Origin of the sequence: Gelidibacter sp. (genome assembly GCF_035515035.1) — a bacterium.
GTDB lineage: Bacteria > Bacteroidota > Bacteroidia > Flavobacteriales > Flavobacteriaceae > Gelidibacter.
In genome coordinates this window covers 1-4,936 of the sequence record NZ_DATJCA010000060.1, presented here as the reverse complement: position 1 = coordinate 4,936, position 4,936 = coordinate 1, and the positions used below count along the sequence as shown (strand labels likewise).

The following is a 4,936-nucleotide window of genomic DNA, read 5'->3' as shown; positions in this document are numbered from 1 at the left end:
TAATTCCATTCCGCCAGACAACGGAAAAAGCACAATAGGCAATAACGAAGTCATGGCAATAGGAATGGCTTCGGTAATCCACCAAATTGCCATCCACGCCGTTGAAGCCAATATTGCAATGGCAGCCTCAGAAAGGCCTTTGGGTTTAAAAAACAATAAAATCAGGGTGTATGTTAATGGACCCAAAATGAAACCTAGACGTTTGATGTTGCTCATAAAATTGTTTTGATGCAACTAAGATAGGATTTTTTGATATGGTGAATTAAATTTATTATGAGCCTGTTTAAATTTTATTCAACAAAAATTTTATGGCAGATAATTTGACTATGTTTTCAGAATTTTCCATTAGGAGTTCATAATTTCTACATAGTCTTCTGTCATTATCGAACCATGAGAAAGTCCGTTCGATGACCCATCTTTTGGAAATGGGCTTAAATTCGGTCTTATTTTCGTCACTCCTCATGACAACCCTGATCAGATATCCAAAACGGTTTCTGATCTCTTCTATGATTTCCCCCCTGTATCCGCCATCGGCAAGGATGACCTTTATCGGGGACAGGAAATAGGCCAATGTCCTCATTAACAGCCTTACGGCTTTACTGTCGTGGACATTGGCCACGGTGACCATTACTGCCAACAAAAATCCATTTTTGTCCACCACGACATGTCGTTTGATCCCCTTTACCTTCTTGTTTCCGTCAAAACCGTTCAACGAACGGTTGTTCCCCCATTTTACGCTCTGGCTGTCCATGATCCCAAGGCTGGGCTCTTTGTTCTGGTTTTTCTTCGATCTCACTTTTTCCCGTAGTTTGGAAAGGAGCAGATCAAAATCCTCTGCATTGGACCATTTGCTGTAGTAATAATAGACCAGCTGCCATTTTGGAAGGTCATTGGGCAGCATGCGCCACTGGCAACCGGACTTTACCAGATACATAATGGCGTTCCAAATAGTCCTTAGATCATGTTTTCGCTTTCTATTATTGAAGTTCAAAGTCTTTTTTATAAATTGCCATTGATTGTCAGTAATGTCTGTGGAGTATTTTTTCATCTTAACTTAATTGATTTAACACCAACAAGTTAACGAAAATAAACAACATAAACAACTGACAATCAGTTTTTTAAATACTATTTTTTACAGTAAAAACACCCTATAAGATTTTTTTAATTTAATTTTTAAACAGGCTCTATATATTCTATAAAATAAATAATTGCGCACTTTTTTCGTTACTAACCTCAATTTCAATTTTCTACTTTGAAGTTATGGACATTCTTCCTACATTTAAGCAAAACCAATCTGTTATGCTCAAAAAAGTTTTCGGAAGTGCTGTTTTTGGAGTGGAGGCAACTATTATTGTTATTGAAGTTAACGTCGATAATGGCGTTGGTTATCACTTGGTTGGACTTCCGGACAATGCGATTAAGGAGAGTAATTTTCGGATTGCGGCGGCACTTCAAAATAACGGTTATAAAATTCCCGGAAAAAAGATCATCATCAATATGTCACCTGCCGATTTGCGCAAAGAAGGTTCCAGTTACGATTTAACTTTAGCTATTGGTGTTTTGGCCGCTACGGAGCAAATTAAAGCTGATAATTTAGAAGATTATCTGATTATGGGCGAATTGTCGTTGGATGGTAATCTGCAACCCATTAAAGGCGCACTGCCAATTGCCATTAAAGCGCAAGAAGAAGGTTTTAAAGGATTTATCCTTCCGATGCAAAATGCGAAAGAAGCGGCTATCGTTTCCGATTTGGAAGTCTATGGTGTTGAAAACATCAGTCAGGTGATTGATTTTTTTGATAAAAATGAACCACTGGAACGCACGATAATCGATGTTCGGGATGAATTTTATAAAAATCTGGATTTCCCCGAATTCGATTTTTCAGACGTTAAAGGTCAGGAATCCATAAAACGGTGCATGGAGATTGCCGCAGCTGGCGGACATAATATTATTTTGATTGGGCCTCCCGGTGCTGGAAAAACAATGTTGGCCAAGCGATTGCCCAGTATTTTACCGCCAATGACCATGCGTGAAGCTTTAGAAACTACAAAAATCCATTCGGTGGCCGGACGCGTCAAAGATAACACGGGATTAATGTCGCAACGGCCATTTAGAAGCCCTCATCATACAATTTCAAACGTTGCTTTAGTCGGCGGCGGGAGTTATCCACAGCCCGGAGAGATTTCCTTATCGCATAATGGCGTTTTGTTTTTGGATGAATTGCCCGAATTTAAGCGCGATGTTTTGGAAGTAATGCGCCAACCTCTGGAAGATCGGGAAGTGACCATTTCGCGTGCTAAATTCACGGTAACTTATCCGTCATCATTCATGTTGGTAGCCAGTATGAATCCAAGTCCAGGCGGGTATTTTAATGATCCGAATGCGCCTGTAACTTCATCGCCCGCAGAAATGCAACGCTATCTGAGCAAAATTTCAGGACCACTTTTAGACCGTATAGACATTCATGTGGAAGTAACGCCAGTGCCTTTTGAAAAACTGTCTGATGAACGTAAAGGAGAATCATCCATCGCTATTAGGGCGCGTGTGACTTTGGCACGAGAACGCCAATCCGAACGCTTTAAGGACAGTAATAATGTGAATTATAATGCCCAGATGAGTAGCAAACAAATACGAGAACATTGTAAGCTGGACGAAGCTTCCTTGCAATTACTTAAAACTGCTATGGAACGTTTAAACTTATCGGCCAGAGCTTATGACCGAATTTTAAAAGTATCAAGAACTATTGCCGACTTGGAAGGGGTTGAAGCTTTGAACGGATCGCACATCAGTGAAGCTATTCAATATAGAAGCTTGGATCGGGAGGGTTGGTTGGGCTAAATTCCTGAATAGATAGAAACCTCATCATATAAAACCCCAGTTTTTTCAAATAATAAATACATAAATCATCACCATGAAATCATTGCGCTACACAATTCCATTTCTATTATTTTTTACCTGCAATTCTTCCGAAGAAAAAAAAGTTGTCGAAATCACAACTTTTCCTAAAATAGAACAAGCAGAAACTCCTATTCTGCATTTGGAAGAAGCTAACCGATTGGCAGAATTACCGATGCATTGTATCCAAACCGAATATCCCAATAAACTTGGCCAAACCATTGGCGGCCCTGAAGATTTAAAAGAACCTAAAGCACTGCATCCTGCATTTTATGGCTGTTTTGATTGGCATTCGGCGGTACATGGCCATTGGAGTTTGGTGAGTTTGTTAAAACAGTTTCCAGAGCTGGACAAAAAAGAAGCCATCGAACAGATGCTTTTGCAAAACATATCCAGAGAAAATATTTTGGATGAAGTCAGCTATTTTTATGGCAAACACAATACAAGTTATGAGCGCACTTATGGTTGGGCGTGGGTACTGAAACTGGCCGAGGAACTGCATACTTGGGATGCGCCATTGGCAAGGGAATTAGAAAGTAATTTACAGCCATTGACCGATTTGATCGTCAACAAATACCTCGAATTTTTACCAAAACTCAATTATCCATTACGGGTTGGCGAACATCCAAATACGGCCTTTGGTTTTTCTTTTGCCTTTGATTATGCTAAAGTTGTTGGGAATGATGCTTTAGAATTAATGATCGTACAGCGTTCAAAAGATTTCTATTTGAATGATGCCAATTGTCCTTTAAGTTGGGAACCCAGCGGATTTGATTTTTTATCACCGTGTTTAGAAGAAGCCGCCTTGATGAAGCGGATCTTCCCCAAAGAAGAATTTAGAACTTGGTTGGCAGATTTTCTTCCACAATTACAAGACAAAAACTTCAATTTGGAAACAGGCAAAGTCAGTGATCGGACTGATGGAAAACTTGTCCATTTGGATGGTGTTAATTTTTCTCGCGCATGGAGTTTATATGAGATTGCCAGAGATTTACCAGAATATGCACATCTTAAAAATATTGCCAATACCCATATTAATTATTCCTTACCAAGTATTGTGGGCGATAGCTATGAAGGCGGCCATTGGTTGGGCAGTTTTGCCATTTATGCGTTAAATACTATAAAACGGTAATAAACGACGGGTTAAATGATTGTTTTTTTAGAATGCTACAAACACACATTCCAAAGCGGATCATCTGGCAAAGGTGCTTCTACTAAAATTTCTTCGTTTGAAACCGGATGTTTAAAATACAATCCACGGGCATGCAAGTGGATACTACCATCTGGATTACTACGGTCAAAACCATATTTTAAATCGCCTTAAATAGAACATCCAATACTTGATAATTGCGAACGGATTTGATGGTGTCTGCCCGTTTCAAGCTCGACTTCAAGTAAGACATAATTATCCAGTTTTTTTAGAATTTTATAATGTAAAATGGCTTTTTTACTCTCAGGGATTTCTTTGATATGTGCGGTCGATTTATTGTTTTTCGGATTCTTTTTTAGCCAATGGACTAAAGTATCTTCAGGTTTTGGAGGTTGTTGTTTTACCAATGCCCAGTAGATTTTTTTAGCTTGTTTATCGGCAAATATTTTGTTCAGTCGAGGAAGGGCTTTACTCGTTTTTGAAAACATCACAATGCCCGTAGTTGGACGGTCCAACCGATGCACAACGCCAAGATAAACGTTACCGGGTTTATTGTATTTGTCCTTGATGTAGGATTTAACCACCTCACTCAAAGGTTCATCTCCAGTTTTATCACCTTGCACAATATCGCCTGCACGTTTATTGACAATAATAATGTGATTGTCTTCGTAAATAACTTGCAGATTGTTTTTATTAGAGCGGATTTTGGACACTTTTATTCATTTTTAAAATTATTTCAAATAGGAAAACAGAAATATCAAATAAGTTTACCCTAATTTTTAATCGACCTCAATATTGGTGAATTTAAAATCCTTACCATTAAAAAGTCCTTTGTCACTAAGTTTTAAACTCGGAATTACCAAAAGTCCCATAAATGATAACGTCATATAC

4 protein-coding genes and 2 pseudogenes are annotated in these 4,936 nt (G+C 38.6%); 2 read left to right on the top strand and 4 right to left on the bottom strand.

Features of this window, described 5'->3' with window-relative positions; genetic code table 11:
* Positions 1-216: pseudogene (locus VLZ86_RS05095) on the bottom strand (anion transporter); the annotation flags it as partial.
* 67 nt (positions 217-283) lie between these two features.
* The gene (locus VLZ86_RS05090) at positions 284-1,048 is read right to left on the bottom strand and encodes an IS5 family transposase (protein WP_325449389.1); all 765 of its coding nucleotides are present in this window, start codon (positions 1,046-1,048) and stop codon (positions 284-286) included.
* A gap of 251 nt (positions 1,049-1,299) precedes the next feature.
* Here VLZ86_RS05090 and VLZ86_RS05085 point away from each other — a divergent pair, with 251 nt between their 5' ends.
* Complete coding sequence (locus VLZ86_RS05085) at positions 1,300-2,838, top strand: YifB family Mg chelatase-like AAA ATPase (protein WP_325449387.1); 1,539 nt, start codon at positions 1,300-1,302, stop codon at positions 2,836-2,838.
* A gap of 73 nt (positions 2,839-2,911) precedes the next feature.
* A complete protein-coding gene (locus VLZ86_RS05080) occupies positions 2,912-4,027 on the top strand; it encodes a DUF2891 domain-containing protein (RefSeq protein WP_325449385.1) in 1,116 nt (371 codons plus the stop codon).
* Between the two features lie 35 nt (positions 4,028-4,062).
* On the opposite strand, the pseudogene VLZ86_RS05075 reads toward VLZ86_RS05080, so the two are convergent.
* Positions 4,063-4,758, bottom strand: a pseudogene (locus tag VLZ86_RS05075) (RluA family pseudouridine synthase).
* A 66-nt stretch (positions 4,759-4,824) separates the two neighbouring features.
* On the bottom strand, positions 4,825-4,936 hold a 112-nt coding region (locus VLZ86_RS05070; RefSeq protein ID WP_325449390.1), incomplete at its 5' end, for an adenine deaminase C-terminal domain-containing protein.